This window comes from Cupriavidus sp. 96C5-1, assembly GCF_057798855.1.
Window position 1 is genome coordinate 50,644 of record NZ_JBYOJU010000034.1, and the last position, 16,468, is coordinate 67,111.

A 16,468-nucleotide genomic window follows, 5' to 3' on the forward strand; every position below is an offset into this window, starting at 1 on the left:
CTAATCTCCTTGCGCATGCGGAACCGGCGCAGCGGTTGCGCCGTGTGGTGACTTTGCCCCGGCTTGCCGGGCGAATGCTTCGGAACGGATCTGCGACAGGGTCATGCCCGGCGCGATGCCGTCGGCGTCGTAGCGCAGCTCCAGCAAGGCCGGCAGTTGCCGGCTGTCGGCGAACGCAAGCGCCCGCGCAAACGCGGGGCCGAATTCGGCATCGCTGGAAACGACTTCGCCGTAGCCGCGATAGGCGCGGATCAACTCGCTGAATTCCGGATTGTCGAAGCCGAGGGCAACGGTGCGGCCGGGGAACTCGCGCTCCTGGTGCGCGCGGATGGTGCCCCAGATGCCGTTGTTGAATACCAGCACGACGATGCCGGCCCGGTACTGCATGGCCACGCCAAGCTCTTGCAGGTTCATCTGGAAGCAGCCGTCGCCCGCATAGCAGATCACGGTGCGCCCGGGATTCTCCAGCTTGGCGGCAATCGCCGCGGGCAGGCCGTAGCCCATCGACCCGACGGTGGGCGCCAGGCTGGTGCCGACGCCCTTGAAGCGGTAGTAGGCATGCGGGTACAGCGCGTAGTTGCCGGCACCCACGGTGATGCAGGTGTCCTCGGGCACGTTGTCGCGGACGTGGCACGCGGCCACATTCAGGTTCAGCGCGCCCGGCGCTGCCTTGGGCTCCTGCTCGGACAGGTACGCCTGGTGGGCTTCGTGGCCGGCGTTGCGCGCGCCCCGGGAGCCGGAGGGCGAAAGCGTGCTGACGGCGGCGGCGAACGAAACGACATCGGCGGCGATGGGCAGCGTCGGGTGGAACACGCGGCCAAGCTCGTTCGCATCGGGGTACACGTGGACCAGGCGCTGCCTGGGCAGCGGGCTTTCCACGACCGTGTAGCCCTCGCTGGTTGCCTCGCCCATGCGCGTACCGACCGCGATCAGCAGGTCGCTCTCCTGCACGCGCCTGCGCAGGGAGTCCGGCATGGCCCAGCCCACATGGCCGGCAAAATTGGGATGATGGTTGTCGAAGCACTCCAGGCGGCGCCAGGCCACCCCGACCGGCAGCGCGAAGCGCTCGGCGAAGCCTTCCATCTGCCGGGTGGCTTCCGGCGTCCAGCCGGAGCCGCCGATCAGCAGGAACGGACGCTCGGCGCCCTCGATCAACTGGGCCAGCGCATCCATGGCGCCCGGCGTCGGCGCGCTGTACGCGCGGCGGTAGCGCGGCACGTCGGCCACCCTGGCCTTGCCCCACAGCGTGTCCTCGGGCAGCGCCAGCACGACCGGGCCGGGCCGGCCGCTGGCGGCCACCGCGAACGCGCGCGCGATGAACTCGGGGATGCGCTCGGTGCGATCGATCTGCGCCACCCATTTGGTCATCTCGCCGAACATGCGGCGGTAGTCGACCTCCTGGAATGCTTCGCGCTCGTAGAAGTCGTTGCCGACCTGGCCGACGAACAGGATCATGGGCGTGGAATCCTGGTACGCGGTATGCACGGCGATGCTGGCGTTGGTCGCACCTGGGCCGCGCGTGACGAAGCAGATGCCGGGCTCGCCGGTCAGCTTGCCCTGCGCTTCGGCCATATAGCCGGCGCCGCTCTCCTGCCGGCATACGATGGGCTGGATCTTGTCCTGGTGATCGTACAGCGCATCGATGCAAGGCAGGTAGCTCTCGCCGGGCACCAGGAAGACGCGCTTCACGCCCTGGATAATCAGTTGGTCGATCAGGATCTGACCGCCGTTGCGCTCTGGCGGCGCGGGCAATGCGCGGGGCGATTGATTGCTCATGTCGTGGGTTCCGTTGCTTGATTCGTTTGCTGGCCAGGCCGCCGCGATGATCGCGGCAGCCTGGCGGCGGATGGGGTTGTCTGCAGGCGATTCTCTATGTCGCGATCCGGCTACCGAAGCAATGCGCCTGCCAGGATGCCGAGGCCCTCGTCCATCACCGCGTCGGAGATGGTCAGCGGGAACAGGAAACGAATGACGTTGCCGTACACGCCGCAGGAAAGCAGCAGCAAACCCTTCTCCAGGGCACGGGATTGCACTTGTTTCGTAAAGTCCGGGTCGGGACTGCCGTCGGCCTTGCGGAACTCCACGGCAATCATCGCGCCCACGCCGCGCACTTCGCCGATCTCCGGCACGCGCGACCTCAATCCATCGAGCTTGTCCTGCAGCCGGCGGCCGAGCGCGGCGCCGCGCTCGATCAGCTTTTCGCTTTCCAGCACATCCAGGACAGCCAGCGCGCTGGCCACAGCCAGCGGGTTGCCGGCATAGGTACCGCCCAGACCGCCGGGGGCCGGGGCGTCCATGACCTCGGCGCGCCCGCAAACCGCCGATAGCGGCATGCCCCCGGCCAGGCTCTTGGCCATGGTGGTCAGGTCGGGCACCACGTCATAGTGCTCCATGGCGAACAGCTTGCCGGTGCGGCCGAAGCCGGTCTGCACCTCGTCGGCGATCAGCAGGATGCCGTGCTCGTCGCAGATGGCGCGCAGGGCGCGCACGAACTCCGCGGGCGCCACGTTGAAACCGCCCTCGCCCTGCACCGGCTCGAAGATGATGGCGGCAACGCGCTTCGGATCGATCTCCGTCTTGAACAACTGCTGCAGCGCGTCGATCGAATCCTGCACGCTCACGCCATGCAGGCCGTACGGATACGGCGCGTGGAACACGTCGGAGGGGAACGGCCCGAACCCGACCTTGTATGGCACGACCTTGCCGGTCAGTGCCATGCCCATCATGGTGCGGCCATGGAAGCCGCCGGCGAAGGCGATCACGCCGGGGCGGCCGGTCGCGGCACGGGCGATCTTGACGGCGTTCTCGACGGCCTCGGCGCCAGTGGTGAAGAAGGCCGTCTTCTTGGCGAACGCGCCCGGCGCGCGGACATTGATCTTCTCGGCCAGCTCGATATAGCTGGCGTAGGGGACGATCTGGTAGGCGGTATGGGTAAAGCGCGCCATCTGTTCCTGCATGGCCTGCACCAGGCGCGGATGGCGGTGACCGGTATTGAGCACGGCAATGCCAGCGGCGAAGTCGATATAGCGGTTGCCTTCGACATCCCACAACTCCGCGTTCTCGGCGCGCTCGGCATAGAAGTTGCACATCACGCCAACGCCACGGGGGGTGGCGGCATCTTTGCGGCGTACCAGGTCTGCGTTCTTCATGTCTTGCTCCATTGAATCCGGGTTGTGGTTGTCTGTCGGGGTCTTGGCCCCTTGCTGCCGTGTCGTGCCGTAGCCGGATGGCCAGCGTGTTCACGGCCCGCCCGGCATCGCCATGGCTTTGCTCGGCCCCCAGGCCGGCTCGCATCGGCTCGCCGTCCGGGAAGGCGCACCTCACTCAAAGCGCCCTTACATTGGCTTTTCCTGCCATGATGCTGACCAAACAACTGGTGGCCGGACCAATTCTATGGGTTTTGCCGAAAAACTGCCAAATATTTTTGCTTATTTGACTGGTGGTCAGTCCAATTTTGGCGACATCCTCCACGTTCCCTCTCAAATCCGCGCCCCGAAGCGCTGCCAACGGCACCGCGTAGCCGCATGGAATCGGCCGGACCATCCGTCCCATATCCCATCCAAATGACGAAACGCCCGGCCAGGCCCTTGAATTGCGACGGGGTTTTGCTGTATTGATCTGACCACCAGTCAATTTGCAGCAGCCTCCATCCCATGTCGTCACTTCAAGCAGTATCGGCGCAACGCCTCTACCGGCTGATCGCGGACCAGATCGCCAACAAGATCCGCGCCGGCGAATTTGCGCCGGGCGAGCGCCTGCCGGCCGAACGCGAGCTCGCCGAGCAGCTCAACGTGGCGCGCTCGACGCTGCGCGAAGCCCTGATCGCCCTTGAGATCGGCGGCTACATAGAAGTGCGCGTCGGCAGCGGCGTGTTCGTGGTGGAGCCCAGGGAAAACGGCCGCGCCGACGAGAGCGAGCCAGAAGCCCCCGCCGACAGCACCCTTGCCGCCGCGCTCGAAGCCAGCCCCTTTGAACTGCTGGAGACAAGAACGCTCTTCGAGCCGGAATGCGCTGCCCTGGCGGCACGGCACGGCACGCCGGAGCAGATCGGCGCCATCGAGGAAGCGCACCGGCGGATGAAGCCGGATCATTCGCCCCAGGCTGGCGATTTCTCCAGCGACCGCGCGCTCCATGAGGCCATCGCCGCCGCCTGCGGCAATGCCGCCCTGGCGTCGGTGGTCACCCATGTATGGGATCTGTGCGAGGCCAGCCCGCTGTACAAGCGCCTGGACAAGCACTTCGTCGATGCGTCGGCCTGGCGCTCCGCGGTGGGCGAGCACGACCGCATCGTTGCCGCCATCGTGGCCCGGGATCCCATCCGGGCGCGCCACGCCATGGCTTTCCACCTGCTGGCCATCGTGGCGCGGCTGTCCGAAGACATCTCCCAGTAGCCAGGAAACCAGGCACACTGGCCCGCGCTGCCTGCGGCGCCAGGCCTGCCGCGTCGTCAACGTGCGCAGCCCGGCCATTCATGGCGCGCGGGATCGCCCGCGCGATTCGCGGCCATCGCCATCCATGGCCCCGCCGCGCACCATCCAGGTGCAGGAACGGCGGCACTCCAACCGCCACAGCCACGCACATCCGCACCGCTCCGGCGCATTGCCCCGCGCAAGACGTGCCGATATATTCCCTTTTCGATGGCATGAGGTTTGCTCAAGGCATTGTGGTGCGCCAAATGTTGCCATATTTGGCCGGACCACCCATCCATCAGACCTAGAATAACTACCAATTTCCTTTAGAATTCGCATCTCGTACCATTTATTGGCCGGACCACCCGAACTCTGATTTGCAAACTGGCCGCCACGATGGCCTGACCGCCCCTGTTTTAACCCCCGATCCGGTATCCGGATCGCGCCCTGGAAAGCCCATGAATCCCGATCACACCCCCGCCAATACGCCGGAAACAGGCCAGCCGCCCCGCAGCATGCGGAAGATTGCCGCCGCCAGTGTCATCGGCACTACGGTTGAGTGGTATGACCTGTTTATCTTCGCCACGGCTTCGGCCCTGGTGTTCAACAAGGTGTTCTTCCCGTCCTTCGATCCCCTGACCGGGACCCTGCTAGCCTTCGGCACCTTTGCCTCCGCCTATCTCGCCCGCATGGTCGGCGCCGCGCTGTTCGGCCACTTCGGCGACAAGGTCGGCCGCAAATCCATGCTGCTGGTGTCGCTCATCATGATGGGCTCGGCCACCTTCGCCATCGGCCTGCTGCCGAACTATGCGTCGATCGGCATCTGGGCTCCTATCCTGCTGCTGACCCTGCGCGTCATTCAGGGCCTCGCGCTTGGCGGGGAATGGGGCGGCGCTGTGCTGATGGCGGTGGAACACGCGCCGGCCAACCGGCGCGGCCTCTATGGATCGTGGGTGCAGATCGGCGTTCCCGCCGGCACGTTGATCGCCAACCTGGCGTTCCTGTTCAGCAATGCGGTGATGTCCAATGAAGCGCTGCTGTCCTGGGGCTGGCGCATCCCTTTCCTGGCCAGCGTCCTGCTGGTCGGCGTGGGCATGTACATCCGCCTGAATACGTCGGAAACGCCGTCGTTCAGCAAGGTCAAGGCCACCGCCGCGCAGGTGAAGATTCCCCTGGCGGAGGTGCTGACGAAATCGTGGAAGCAGGTGCTGCTGGGCGGCATCGCAACGATGTCCACCGGTACCGCCTTCAACCTGATCGTGGCGTTCGGCCTGACCTACGGCACCCAGACGCTCGGCTTCTCGCGCAACCAGATGCTGACGATCGCGCTGATTTCCTGCGCGCTGTGCATCGTGCTGCTGCCGCTGTTCGGCCTGCTGTCGGACAAGGTTGGCCGCAAGCCCGTCATCGTCGGCGGCATCATCGCCGAGGCACTGCTCGCCTTCCCGCTGTTCTGGCTGCTGGACACCAGGATGTTTGCCTTCGCCCTGCTCGGCTACCTGCTGATGATGAGCGCTTTTGCCGCGAACTACGGCCCCATTGCCACCTTCCTGGCCGAGCTGTTCGGCACCAAGGTGCGCTACTCAGGCCTGTCGATCAGCTACATGCTCTCCGGGCTGCTGGGCAGCGCCGCCACGCCGATCATCACCACCGCGCTGCTGTCCGCCACCGGCCGCGGCTCCTCGGTGGCCTGGTACATGATCGGCTCGGCGCTGCTTTCCGCCATTGCCCTGCTGCTGCTGGCCGAAACGCTGCGCAAGGATGCCAGCTCGGCAAGCTCCGCGGGAGACGCCAGGACTTCGCTGTCCTGAGCCGCCGGGACGACTTCGCCATTACGCAAAACCGATCATGCAAAACCATATCGACGCCGCCCTGCTGAGCCGGCTTGAACGCGTGAGTTTCCCCACGCTGGGGCACTTCCTCGAAGACGGCTTTGCCAGCCACGTGATTCGCGCGCTCGTTCCCAACGTGAAGGTCGTGGGCCGGGCCGTCACCTTGCGGCTGGCCACGCCCAACGCCATTGCCGTAAACCGGGCGCTGGCCCGCCTCGCGGCCGGCGACGTGCTGGTGATCGATGCCTGCGGCGACCACGCCCATGCGCCCGTCGGCGCGGTCACCGCCACCGCGGCCTTGTGCGCGGGCGCCAGGGGGATCGTGGTCGACGGCGTGGTGACGGATATCCTGGAACTGCGCACCATGGGCATGCCCGTTTTCGCGCGGGGCACCAGCGTGCTCACCACCAAGCGGATCGACGAAGGCGGCAGCGCCATCGGCGTGCCGGTAGTCTGCGGTGGCGTCACTGTCAACGCGGGCGACATCGTGCTGGCGGACGATAACGGCGTGCTGTTCCTGGCGCCGGAGATCGCCGCCGGCATCGTCGGCCAGGCGCTCGCATCCGATGAGGCCGAGCCAGCGATCCTGGCCCGGCTGCAAGCAGGCGAACCCGCCGCCACGGTGCTGTTCCAGGGCCATTGAGGCCCGCCGCTGCCTTGCGCCCCCTATGGAGAAAAAGAAAACGCCATGAGCGCTCACCCCCGAACCATGACAAGACGTCCGGCGGAACTCAGGCGCAGCTGGCTGTTCGTGCCCGGGCTGGACCCGGTACGGCAGCAGGCCGCGCTGGAAAGCGGCCCCGATGTGCTGGTCGCCGACCTGGAAGAATTCACCTGCCCCGCGGACCGTCCGGCGGCACGCGCGCGGATAGTCGCCCTGATGGCGCAATGCCGGGCACGCGGCATCGTCGGCGCCGTGCGCATCAACAAGCTGGATGGCGACGGGCTGGACGACCTGCGCGGTGTGCTGCCGGGCGGCCCCGCGGCCGTCTTCCTGCCGCATACCGAGACGGCTGCACAGATCCAGGTGCTGGACCAGGAAATCACCGCGCTGGAACGCGAACTCGGCCTGCTCCACGGGCAGACGGAAATCGTGCCCACGCTGGAGTCCGCGCGCGGCGTGGTCGCCGCCGTGTCCATCCTGTCAGCCAGCACGCGCGTCAGCGCCTGCCTGCTGGCCGCCGAGGACCTGAGCGCCGACCTCGATGCCGTGCGCGGGCCGGACGGCATCGAGCTGCAGCACCTGCGCGCGCGCTTCCTGGTCGATTGCGTGGCGGTGGGCTGCGTGCCGATCGACTGCCCCTGCAACTACCAGGATCCGGCGGTGCTGGCCGCGGATCTCGCCTGGGCGCGCCGGATCGGGCTGAAGGCGAAATGCACGGTATTCCCGCCGCAGGTGGTTGACATCCACGCCGCGCTGACCCCTTCCGCACAGCAAGTGGTGCGGGCGCAAGACATCGTCCGCGGCTACGAAGCCGCTCGCGACGGGAAACCCACGGCTGGCCCGCGCATCGATCCGCCGGACTACAACACCGCGCGCCGCCTGCTGTCGCGCCATGCGAAGTTCGCGCAGTGGGCGCTGGGCGGCAGCGGCAAGGCACACGGCTAAGGCCCCCTTGGGAACGGGTAGGCCAGCGCCAACCCGGTCTCCCGCTAGCTCCCGGACTTGAAAGCGGCCTCCGGCCGCCGTGGCTCGTACTCCAGTTGCGCACCACTGGCCACGGCCGCGGGCCGCGCCAATGCCAGCGCAAGCGCCGCCGCGAGAGGCGGTATCGACATCCGGAACGCCATCACCGCTTCGCCTCGCCGGGCTCGCTCTTGCCCTGGCGCCTGGCGCGGGCGTGCAGCCGGCGCAGGATGCCGTCGAAGCTTTCCAGTTGCCGGTTGATCTCCGCCTGGCCGTTCTCCACCAGGAATGCGCGAAATGCCAGTGCGACGCGCGGCAGGCGCACGGCGGGCAGGTTCAGCACATACCAGTCGCGCTCGATCGGATTGCTCTGCAACGGCAGCAAGCCGATCAGTCCCGCCTGGAACTCCAGCGTGCAGGCGTGCAGCGACAGGAACGCCACGCCAAGGCCGGCGGACACCATCCGCTTGATGGCGGCGTTGCTGGAGAGTTCGGAACCCAGCGGCAGCCGCAGTCCGGCCTCCTTGAACAGGCGCTCCACCGTATTGCGGGTGCCCGAGCCGCGCTCGCGCACCATCAGGTTCTCGTGCATCAGGTCTTGCAGCGTGACATGGCGGCGCGCCATCAGCGGGTGGTCCGGCGCCGCGATGAACGCCATCGGGTGCTTGGCGAACGGCGTCGCGTGAGTGCGGATATCCGAGGGCGGCCGGCCGATGATGGCAAGGTCGATCTCGTGCATGGCAAGCATCCGCACGATCTCCTCGCGGTTGCCCACGTGGAGCTTGATCTTCACATCCGGCCGGTCCTCGGTAAAGGCCACCAGCATCGACGGCAGCAGATACTCCGCCGTGGTGATGGCGCCCACGCGCAGCGTGCCCGCCAGGCTGCCCTTGAGCGCCGTGACTTCCTCGGTGGCATCGCGCCACAGGCGCAGGATCTGCCCGGCGTAGTCCGCCATCACCTCCCCGGCGGGCGTGAGCTGCAGCCCCCTGCCAGCGCGCTGCACCAGCGGGGTGCCGGTTGCCTCCTCCAGCAGCTTGAGCTGCAGCGACACCGTCGGCTGGGTGAGATGCAACTCCTCCGCGGCACGGGACACGCCGCCCAGGCGGGCGATCGCATCGATGGCGTTCAGCTGCCGGAAAGTGGTGGTGCGATTCATAGTAGAAAACCTATCGGTCGGTTTTATAAACCAATTTTTCAATATGAGGGGGCTACCTTATAGTGACCTCACCCGAAACGCAATGCTGTGAGCGTATCGCAACGCAGTGCACATGGAGATGGAGAATGTCGCTTGAATTGCTGGTGCTAACCGTAGACGAAGTGCTTGTCAGGACCGACGAGCTGCACAGGGCCGCCATCAACGTGGCGCTGCGGGAATGCTACGACGATGCGGGTTGGACCAGCGAAGCCCATGCGATGTGGAAACGGGCCGGCGACTCCCGCCAGATGCTGCGGGCGTGGCTGCACGCACGGCACGGGCGCGTCCCGCCGGCACAGGATGACGCCTTGTACCGTGCTTACCAGAAAGCCTTTGTCGAGCGTTGCGCCCGGCAGGCTATCGGCATCCGTTGGCAGGCCTTGCGACTCATGGACGGTGCCGAGCAGGGCGGCGCGCGGCTCGCACTGGTCGCCCCGATGTCATCGCGCATGCTCTGCGCATTGCTCGATGGCGCGCTCGGGGCGGACTGGGTGGATCGCTTCTCCGTGGTAGCCACCGCCGACGCCTTGTCGGCCCAGGAGACCGAGGCTGATCTCTACCGGCTCGTCCTGCGTACCGCCGACGTGCCGGCGCACCGCGCCTTGCTGGCCGCCGCGACGGAATACGGCCTGCGCGCCGCGCAGGGCATCGGCATGCATGCGGTGAACGTGTTGCCGGAGGGCAGCGAGGCGCCACGCCTGGCCGCTGGCCTGGCGACGCTTTCCAGCGCGCCGCAGGCGATCTGGCCCGAGTTCCACGCCCTCGAGTCATTGGTGCCCACGCAGCCTCCTCGCGCGACTGATGCCTCCGATGGAAGCCGCGCCACGGCCGAGCCGCTGGCGAATTGATTCGCCCGCCACCACGGCAAGCACGAACCGGATACCCATTGCGGAGATGCCCATGAAAACCATCGTTATCGTCGGCGGCGGCGCCGCCGGGCTACAGGTCGCCACGCGCCTGGGCAAGCGGCTCGGCAAGCGCGGCCTCGCTGAAATCGTCCTGGTCGACCGCAGCCCGACCCACCTGTGGAAGCCCCTGCTGCATGAAGTGGCCGCGGGCAGGCTCGAACCCGTCGTCCACCACACCTCGTTCGCCCTGCAGGCAGAGCGCCACCACTTCCGCTTCGTGCAAGGCGAACTGCATGCAGTGGATCGCGCCAGCCGGACCATCGCCGTGGCGACCGCCGGCGCGGGATACGGCCAGGGCGAACAGGTCCGGTCCATTGCCTACGACAAGCTGGTGCTCGCCGTTGGCGGCGTCACGCAATACTTCGGCGTGCCCGGCGCGCGCGAGCACGCCCTGACGCTGGACAGCGTCAGCAGCGCGGAAGAAGTGCGGGACCGGGTGCACGCGGTCCTGCGCCGCAAGACCGCGCTGCCAGGCGCCCCGGCACGGGCCGCCGCGGGTAAAGTCCGCGTCGCCATCGTCGGGGCGGGCGCGACCGGCGTACAGCTTGCGGCCCAGTTGCGCCGAACCTCGCACGTATTGAACCGCTACGGCATCCACGGGCTCGACCCCGTGACGGACGTGGACATTTGCCTGATCGAAGCCTCGCCCGCCGTGCTCCCCGGCATGGGCAACCGGATCGCAGCACGCGTGAGCGAGCAGCTCGCGCGGTTGAACATCCGCGTCCAGTGCAGCGCGCGGGTGACATCGGTCAGCGCAAGCGGCCTGACGTTTGCCGGCCAGCCGCCCATGCAGGCCGATGTGGTTGTGTGGGCGGCCGGCATTGCGGCGCCGGACATGCTGAGCACCTTCCAGCTTCCGGTGAACGCCAAAGGACAGATCCGCGTGCTGCCCACGCTGCAGAGTGTCGGCGACGAGCATATCTACGCCATCGGCGACTGCGCCAGCTGCCGGCCGCATGACCTCGACGCCGAACTCCCGACCCGTGCGCAGGTTGCCTGCCAGCAGGCGCTGTACCTGGCCGAAGCCCTGCCGCAGCAACTCGCGGGCCAGCAGCCGGAGGGCTTCAGGTATCGCGACTATGGTTCGCTGGTGTCCCTGGCGGGAAGCAGCGCCATCGCCAAACTGGCCGCGCCCGGCAAAGCGGAGGGCTGGCATATCGAAGGGACGCTTGCCGCCCTGCTCCACCATGCGGTCTATCGCCGGCACGTGCTCGCCATCCACGGCTGGGGACGGGCGATGGGGATGACGCTGGCGCAGGGGCTGGAGCGTTTGCTGGCGGCGGGGACGCGGCTGCATTGATGCCGTGGACGCCAGGTCTGGCGGCATGCTTGCCGGCAGACCTGGCGCTTGCCATGGTTTGCTCCGCTCTCCCGCTTGCGGGAGGGGGCGGCCGGGTCAAATACCGCTGCGTGCTGGATAACAGCATTGGCTTCGCTTGTTTGTTCGCCTGCCCGCCAGGCGCCAAACCCGGCGGATTCCCTGGAGAGGCATTGTTCGCCTGATGGAGTGAGGGTGCGGGATGCTGATTCGGGTTCCACCCCAGCCTTTGGGGTGAAACCGGGACGCCGCGCAACGTGACGGGGTGCCGGCCTCGTTACATGCCTCTCGCGCGGCAGCCACACCCCTTATAAATAGTAACGATTATCATTTATAATTCGTGGCCATTCCACCCCCTTTCCTTGCGCCAGGTGCCCCCCGAACCCGACAGCCACAACCTGCTCGCCACCCTGGTCCGGCATTACGAGGACCTGGTCGAGCATGTGCGCCGCCGCTTTGCTGCCCGGGGCTTTGCACGCGATGTGGTGCATGACCTGTGCGTGCAGCTGCTCGAGCGGCCGCCCCGCGCCACGGCACGGCAACCGCTGGCCTTTCTCAGGCGTGCTTCGCTCTACCGTGCCATAGACCGGCACCGCGCGGAGGCCGCGCACGCCAATGTCGTAGTCTCGGTGGACGAGGTGGCCGACCTGCGCAGCCATGAAGCCGATGGCGCGCAGCAATTGCACCTGGCCCAGCAAGTACAATCGCTGCACATGGCCATCGAAAACCTGCCGCCGCGCTGCCGCCTCGTCTTCCTGCTGCATCGGCTACACGATATGCCGCAGGAAGAGGTGGCGCGGGAGCTTGGCATCTCCCGCAATATGGTGGCGCGCCATCTTGCGCGCGCCATGCAAAGCCTGCGGCCCTTGCTGGACCCGGACCCAAGGCCCCCGGCGCCGTTCGTCGTCCCGCAGCAGCCGGCGGCAATCGCAGCACCCACGATCGTGAGACCGGCTGATGGCAGTGCCGCCTGACAACGCCCGCAAGAACCCGCCCTTGCCCAACGACCCGCTGGCGCCTTTCAAGCCTGATCTGCTCCAGCACTTCCCTGGCAAGGAGGCGCTGCTGCGTGAAGGCAAGGCCTACAGCCGACGGCGTGGACGCACCAGCAAGGCAGCAGTAACCTGCCTCGGCGTTGCGGTGGCCGCACTGTGGCTGGCCGACCCTGCCTGGCAGACCACGCGCCTTGCCACTCGCGTTGGCGAGCGCAGCACCTGGACGCTTCGCGATGGTAGTCGCATCCAGCTCAATACCGATTCCGTGATGGTCGTCGAGAACCACCTGCGCAGCCGGCGGATCGCGCTCGAACGCGGCGAGGCCATGTTCACGGTGTCGCACAGCTGGCGCGCGTTCGTTGTCACCGCAGCCGGCGTCGAGATCCGCGATATCGGCACCCATTTCAACGTCCGCCGGGCGCATGGGGATGTGGATGTGGCTGTGATGGAAGGCGCGGTCGAGATCAAAGCCGGTACCGGCAGCGCGCGGGTAGCCAGAGGCCAGGCCCTGGCGGTGCACGGCGGACAGCTTGGCCCGCTGGTGGACGTCCAGCCAGGCGCAGTGGCGTGGGCCAAAGGCAAGCTGGTGCTCGACGGCAGCCCGCTGCGCCTGGTCGTTGCCGAAATGCAGCGCTACCGCGATGCCCCAATCCGCTTGCGCGACGAGCATGCCGGCAGCCTGCGCCTGTCCGGCGAGTACGACATCGGTGGCCTCGAACCCCTCCTGGACGCGCTCCCCGCCGTACTTCCGGTGCGCGTGGCCCGGCATGCCGATGGCACTGTCGACATCGCCTCGCGCTGATCCCGCAAAAAATTTGTAACAAGCATCAACATCGCCGCGCGCAGCTACGCCTTTCCCTGCAAGGCCCGGTTCCTGGGCCGTCCGATAAAGAAAAGGGGAAATCGCGTGAATCCAGCTTTGCTTGGCACCGCCCGCCGCGGCCTTGCCAGCCGCCTTACCACCCTGTCCGCGTTTGCCGCGGGCATAACGCTGGCTGCCAGCGCGCTAGCGCAGGGAACGCTTGACGTCGACATGCCAGCCCAGCCGCTGGACCACGCGCTGCGCGCGCTGGCGCGCCAGTCGGGCGCGCAGATCGTGTTCGCCACCGACCAGACCGAGCGCCGGACCGCGCCGGCGGTCAGCGGCAAGCTGACGCTAGACCAGGCGCTGGAACGGCTGCTCACGGGCACCGGCCTGAAGGCCAAGGGGACCGGCGCGCAGGCCTACGTGATCACCGCGCCGGCGGCGATGCCTGTCATATCTTCGCCGCCGCGCACCGCACCGGAAGCGAAGCTCGCCCCGGTGGAGATCAGGAGCACCCGTCCGTCGCTGTTTGCCAGCGACGGCATCAGCATGGGCGCGCTGGGTGAGAAGCAGCCGGAAGAGGTACCGTTCTCGGTGCAGTCGTACAACAGCGAGCTGATGAATTCGCAGGATGCGCGCACGTTGATGGATGTGGTGAAAAACGATCCGTCGATCCAGGATGCCACCCAGGCCGGCGCCTATGAGACCGTGCGCATCCGCGGCTTCTTTGTGGACTGGACCAACACCATTCGCCGCGATGGCATGTCGGTGGCGCCGTACTACGAGATCCCGCTCGAGAACATCGAGCAAGTCGATGTGCTCAAGGGGCCGTCCGGTTTCCTGTACGGGATCAATTCCCCGGGTGGCACGATCAACTACGTGATCAAGCGCCCCACCCGGGAACGATTCGCCAGCGTCAAGACAGCGGTGCGCGATCACGACGGCTACTACACCAGCGTGGATGCCGGCGGGCCTCTCGCCGACGGCCGCTTTGGCTACCGTCTCAATGTTGCCGGGGAAAAGATCGGCAACTTCGGCCACAACGGCGACGTTTCACGCAAATTCGTGGCCGGCGCCTTTGACTGGGGCATCACGCCGCAGGCCTTGCTGCAACTCAATTTCGACTACCAGGAGCGCAAGATCGCGGCCCAGCCCGCGGTTGGCCCCTACCCCGACGGCACGCTGCCGTCGCCGGTCAATCCGCGCGTGCTGCTGGGCCAGTCCTGGCTGCAGTACGAGACCAAGACCTACAACATCGGTGCGGACTTCAGTTACCGCCTCAACGATCGCTGGAAGCTCACCAGCCGCGTAGCCCAGTCCTATAACGCACGCGTGGCGGCCTTTCCCGATATCTACAATGTCAGCCGTAGCGGCGACATTCTCTCCGGCGACATCTACCTGAACCCGGACCAGAATTTCCGGGTACTTTCCACCGATACCTACGTCAGCGGCAACTTCGACACCGGCCCGATCCGGCACCAGCTCGTGGCGGGCTTGTCCACGCGCAACTTCAGCGCCGTCGAATCCGGCTTCACGGTGCTCGGCACCACGGTGGGCAACATCTACCGGCCGGTCTATTCGCCGGAGCCGGCGAACCTGAGCTTTCCGAAGAAGAACATCTCGAAGAACTACCAGCCCAGCATCTTCATCAGTGACGTGATGGCACTGGCACCGAAGTGGGACCTGTTGCTCGGGCTGCGCCATATCCGCTACAAGAACGACAGCCTGCCGGCCTCGGGAAAGAATACCGAGCAAAGTGCCAGCGTCAACGCGCCCTCCTTCGCGCTGACCTTCAAGCCGCTGGCGGGCCTGTCCACCTACGTCAGCTATGCCGAAGGTTACGAACAGCCTGGTCCGGCCGGCTACGACACCAACAATGCCGGCGAGAACATGCCGCCGCTGAAGACCCGGCAGTATGAGTTCGGGGTCAAGTCCAGGGTCACCGACAACCTCCTGGTGACAGGCGCGGTGTTCCGCCTGGAAAAGACCCTGCAATACGTGAACGCGGAGCATTTCACCGTCCAGGGCGGCACCCAGCGCCATAGCGGTCTTGAGCTGACCGCCAACGGCCGGCTCACAGGCGCGCTCTCGGTGGTAAGCGGGCTTGCCCTGCTGCATACCGAAGCGGACAACCCTGCCGACCCAAGCGTGGCCGGCAAGCGTATTGCCGACGTGCCGAACTTCCAGGCCAGCACCTTCCTGGACTACCGGATCGCGGCGCTGCCCGGGGTCAGCCTCAGCGGTGGCGTGTACTACGTGGGCCGGCGCGCGCTCAATGCGCAAAACACGAGCTGGATGGCAGGATATACCCGCTTCGACGCGGGAGCGCGCTACGCCGCGCGGCTGGCGGGATACCGCGCCACCTTCGCGCTCAGCATCCAGAACCTGACGGACAAGCGCTACTGGGCGGCCGGCGACCCCAGCATCAACGGCGCATGGGCTGGCAAGCCGCGCACGGTGTGGCTGTCTGCCCAGTTCGATATGTAAGCCTGGCGCCAGCCCCGACCCGCGCGCGGCACGCCACGCCAGCTGCGCGTATGAGCGGAGGGCTTGCGCATTGCCACCTCGGGCCGGCCTTGCCGGCTTTCCGGCTGCCGGCGGGCCTGACGGGCGCCACTGAGCCGCGCACCCTCAGGCCGCCTTGAGTCCGGGCCCGTGGGGTGCCTGCGGCGCCATCAGGTCCTCGAGGAAATAGGCCGCAAGCTGGTGCCGGCCCTCCACCTTGGCTTTTGCGTAGACGTTGGCCGCATGCTGGCGCACGGTCTTGGCCTTGCTCTCGCGCACCGCGGCAATTTCCTCCAGCGAGAGTCCCTTGATCAGGAGCAGGGCCACGTCTTTCTCCGAGGCCGTGAGCTTCCATGCCTCGAATTGCTCCTGCATTTCTCGGAGGAAGTGCCGGGTCGAAGCCCTGGCAGCCTCGTTGCGTTCGGCCATCGCGCGCTCGGCGGCCTGGGCCGCGTTGCGTAGCGCGGCAAGCTCGCGCGCCGCACGCTGGCGGTCACGCGCAAACACGGCAAGGATCCCGATGAAGGCCACGGTGGCAAAACACTCCGCGATCAGGTGGTAGCTGACACCACTCCTCAAGTGGAGATGAGCCAGGTCCCAGAACTGGTACATCGGAAAGAAGGCGAGCAGTAGAAGGAGTCTCGGCGGCATATGACGAATTCAATGCTGACATCCACCCCGATCGGATGGATCGGCGCCACCAGAAGGTTGCGCTGGATGCGCGAGACCGAAATGTAACTGATTCTCGTTTCTAGCGGAAGTACCGTGATGCCGAAGGCAGGCGTCATCCACCTAAAGTTGATTATTATCAACTTTTTGATACAGGACATTTGTCCCGCAGGCCGGCGGAGAGCGGTCCTGCTGGCCAAAA

The 16,468-nt window shown here is 66.6% G+C and carries 14 protein-coding genes; 9 read left to right on the forward strand and 5 right to left on the reverse strand.

What is annotated here, in order from left to right; genetic code table 11:
* The 3 genes from AC3FOF_RS30240 to AC3FOF_RS30250 all read right to left on the reverse strand — a co-directional run bounded on the left by AC3FOF_RS30240 (position 1) and on the right by AC3FOF_RS30250 (position 3,471).
* Entirely contained in the window at positions 1-1,776 is a 1,776-nt protein-coding gene (locus tag AC3FOF_RS30240; RefSeq protein WP_276265955.1) for a thiamine pyrophosphate-binding protein, read from the reverse strand.
* A 110-nt stretch (positions 1,777-1,886) separates the two neighbouring features.
* Positions 1,887-3,149 carry a 4-aminobutyrate--2-oxoglutarate transaminase gene (gene gabT / locus AC3FOF_RS30245; protein WP_017228692.1) on the reverse strand — a complete coding sequence of 421 codons (1,263 nt, stop codon included), beginning with the start codon at positions 3,147-3,149 and terminating at the stop codon, positions 1,887-1,889.
* Between the two features lie 175 nt (positions 3,150-3,324).
* The gene (locus AC3FOF_RS30250; RefSeq protein ID WP_276265957.1) at positions 3,325-3,471 is read right to left on the reverse strand and encodes a hypothetical protein; all 147 of its coding nucleotides are present in this window, start codon (positions 3,469-3,471) and stop codon (positions 3,325-3,327) included.
* A 182-nt stretch (positions 3,472-3,653) separates the two neighbouring features.
* On the opposite strand from AC3FOF_RS30250, the gene AC3FOF_RS30255 reads away from it, so the two are divergent.
* From AC3FOF_RS30255 to AC3FOF_RS30270, 4 genes are all read left to right on the forward strand, one after another.
* The gene (locus AC3FOF_RS30255; RefSeq protein ID WP_017228691.1) at positions 3,654-4,391 is read left to right on the forward strand and encodes a FadR/GntR family transcriptional regulator; all 738 of its coding nucleotides are present in this window, start codon (positions 3,654-3,656) and stop codon (positions 4,389-4,391) included.
* 476 nt (positions 4,392-4,867) lie between these two features.
* Positions 4,868-6,220: an MFS transporter gene (locus AC3FOF_RS30260; protein WP_488728691.1), complete on the forward strand. Its 1,353-nt coding sequence runs from the start codon at positions 4,868-4,870 to the stop codon at positions 6,218-6,220.
* Positions 6,221-6,257: 37 nt separating this feature from the next.
* Complete coding sequence (locus tag AC3FOF_RS30265; protein WP_017228689.1) at positions 6,258-6,884, forward strand: RraA family protein; 627 nt, start codon at positions 6,258-6,260, stop codon at positions 6,882-6,884.
* 45 nt (positions 6,885-6,929) lie between these two features.
* Complete coding sequence (locus AC3FOF_RS30270; protein ID WP_488728692.1) at positions 6,930-7,850, forward strand: HpcH/HpaI aldolase/citrate lyase family protein; 921 nt, start codon at positions 6,930-6,932, stop codon at positions 7,848-7,850.
* A 181-nt stretch (positions 7,851-8,031) separates the two neighbouring features.
* On the opposite strand, the gene AC3FOF_RS30275 is transcribed toward AC3FOF_RS30270, so the two are convergent.
* Positions 8,032-9,027 carry a LysR family transcriptional regulator gene (locus AC3FOF_RS30275; protein ID WP_017228686.1) on the reverse strand — a complete coding sequence of 332 codons (996 nt, stop codon included), beginning with the start codon at positions 9,025-9,027 and terminating at the stop codon, positions 8,032-8,034.
* 125 nt (positions 9,028-9,152) lie between these two features.
* Here AC3FOF_RS30275 and AC3FOF_RS30280 point away from each other — a divergent pair, with 125 nt between their 5' ends.
* The 5 genes from AC3FOF_RS30280 (at position 9,153) to AC3FOF_RS30300 (ending at position 15,579) form a co-directional block, all read left to right on the forward strand.
* Positions 9,153-9,914 (forward strand): HAD family hydrolase, encoded by a 762-nt coding sequence (locus tag AC3FOF_RS30280; RefSeq protein ID WP_488728693.1) that lies wholly within the window; start codon positions 9,153-9,155, stop codon positions 9,912-9,914.
* Between the two features lie 52 nt (positions 9,915-9,966).
* Positions 9,967-11,274: an NAD(P)/FAD-dependent oxidoreductase gene (locus AC3FOF_RS30285; protein ID WP_488728694.1), complete on the forward strand. Its 1,308-nt coding sequence runs from the start codon at positions 9,967-9,969 to the stop codon at positions 11,272-11,274.
* Between the two features lie 389 nt (positions 11,275-11,663).
* A complete protein-coding gene (locus tag AC3FOF_RS30290) occupies positions 11,664-12,266 on the forward strand; it encodes a sigma-70 family RNA polymerase sigma factor (RefSeq protein ID WP_488728695.1) in 603 nt (200 codons plus the stop codon).
* The gene (locus AC3FOF_RS30295; protein ID WP_488728696.1) at positions 12,250-13,089 is read left to right on the forward strand and encodes a FecR family protein; all 840 of its coding nucleotides are present in this window, start codon (positions 12,250-12,252) and stop codon (positions 13,087-13,089) included. The genes AC3FOF_RS30290 and AC3FOF_RS30295 overlap by 17 nt, the downstream gene beginning before the upstream one ends.
* Before the next feature lie 105 nt (positions 13,090-13,194).
* Positions 13,195-15,579, forward strand: a complete 2,385-nt coding sequence (locus tag AC3FOF_RS30300; RefSeq protein ID WP_488728697.1) for a TonB-dependent siderophore receptor — start codon at positions 13,195-13,197, stop codon at positions 15,577-15,579.
* A gap of 144 nt (positions 15,580-15,723) precedes the next feature.
* Here AC3FOF_RS30300 and AC3FOF_RS30305 read toward each other — a convergent pair whose 3' ends face one another.
* Positions 15,724-16,248, reverse strand: a complete 525-nt coding sequence (locus tag AC3FOF_RS30305; protein ID WP_276266934.1) for a helix-turn-helix transcriptional regulator — start codon at positions 16,246-16,248, stop codon at positions 15,724-15,726.
* Positions 16,249-16,468 lie beyond the last annotated feature (220 nt).